Origin of the sequence: Streptomyces sp. NPDC046716 (assembly GCF_040645755.1) — a bacterium.
In the GTDB taxonomy this organism is placed as follows: Bacteria; Actinomycetota; Actinomycetes; order Streptomycetales; family Streptomycetaceae; genus Streptomyces.
In genome coordinates this window covers 1-1,541 of sequence record NZ_JBEYYU010000139.1, presented here as the reverse complement: position 1 = coordinate 1,541, position 1,541 = coordinate 1, and the positions used below count along the sequence as shown (strand labels likewise).

At 65.7% G+C, this 1,541-nt stretch carries 2 protein-coding genes; one reads left to right on the top strand and one right to left on the bottom strand.

The window, feature by feature from the left end; all coding sequences use genetic code 11:
- Positions 1-65: 65 nt before the first annotated feature.
- Positions 66-833, bottom strand: coding sequence for a transposase (locus ABZ930_RS41380; protein ID WP_361560793.1), 768 nt, complete (start codon positions 831-833; stop codon positions 66-68).
- Between the two features lie 90 nt (positions 834-923).
- Here ABZ930_RS41380 and ABZ930_RS41375 point away from each other — a divergent pair, with 90 nt between their 5' ends.
- Positions 924-1,478: a hypothetical protein gene (locus ABZ930_RS41375; protein WP_361560790.1), complete on the top strand. Its 555-nt coding sequence runs from the start codon at positions 924-926 to the stop codon at positions 1,476-1,478.
- The last annotated feature ends 63 nt before the right edge of the window (positions 1,479-1,541 follow it).

Genomic DNA, 1,541 nt, shown 5'->3' with positions numbered 1-1,541 from the left:
TAAGGGCTGTCCCGTAACTGATCTTGAGGTGGACGCAGCTGTAGTCACAACATTGAGTGCCGCCCCTATCCGGCGAGGACGAGGTTGTACAGGCGGGCGATGCCGAGCATGGCGTGGTGTACTCCGTCGCCTTTGAGGCGGCAGTCGCGGAGGATCTTCCAGGTCTTCATGCGCGCGAAGACGTGCTCGACGCGGGCGCGGACCTGCTTGTGGGACGTGTTGTGCGCTTCTTTCCAGTCGGGCAGTGCTTCTCCTTTGCGGCGGCGGTGCGGCATGACGAGGCCGGTGCCCGGGTAGCCGCCGTCCGCGATCGTGATGGTCAGTCCGACGGCGGCCTTCGCGCCGGATTCCGCCCACGCCTTGCAGTCGTTGCGGTTGCCCGGCAGGGGCCGGCCGATAACGACGACCACGCGGCTGTCGGCGTCGATGACCACCTGGTGGTTGGTGGAGTACCGGTAGTTTTTCGACTGCTCGGCGATCGTGTGGTCGCGGGTGGGCACCAGGGTCCCGTCCACGATGAGCACGGTGTCCTTGCGAAACCTCTGGCGGGGCTGGAGTGCGAGCCGTGGGCCGAGGTGGTTGATGATGCGGTCCGCAGCCGACTTGGAGACGCCGAACAGCGGAGCAAGCTGGCGGAGCGTCAAGTTCGTTCGCCAGTAAGCCGCGACGAGCAACAGCCGATCCTCCAGAGCCAGGCCCCAGGGCCGCCCCCGGCGGAGGGTGTTAGCTTCCTGGCGCCGCAGTATGACCACCAACTTGGTGAACTGGCGCGGGCTCAGCCCGGTAAACGGGGATATCCAGGACGGCTCCGACGCCGTGATCACTCCAGCCACACCGGGATCATCACATCAGATCGTCTCGACGCCGGAACGATCGTTGCAGTTACGCTTCGACGCACAGCCGATGTGGGCAAGGGGGAGATCGTGAACCGACCGCTGCTGTTCCTTGATGTGGACGGGCCGCTCAACCCCTATGCGGCCAAGCCAGAGAAGCGCCCCGACGGCTACACCACGCTCAGGGTGCCCCGGGACAGCGGGACTCCAATGGAACACGGAGGACTCTCGGTCCGGCGGCGGCCCCTGCGGGTCTGGCTCAACCCCGAGCACGGGCAAGCCTTGCTTCGGCTCGACTACGAGCTGTGCTGGGCCACCACGTGGATGGACGACGCCAATCGATGGGTCGCCCCTGTGCTCGGCCTTCCCGAACTCCCCTTCGTCGACTTCGGCGACGCCCTGTTCCAAGAACGCCCCGACGGGGTCCACTGGAAGACCGGTCCACTTGTGGACTACGCCGACGGTCGCCCCTTCGCATGGGTGGACGACGAGCAGAGTGATCTCGACGAGGTGTACGTAACCGCCCACCACCGAGGCGCCGGGCTTCTACACCACGTCAACCCGCGAATCGGCCTACGCGAGGACGACTTCCACACGCTCGCCGATTTCGCTCGGTCACTAGACGCCTCACAACCCACTGGCTGAGCACGCGCCCTCCTCCAGGCACCTCTGTACTCGGCTCCGCGATCATTGCGGGACAAGCCTTAG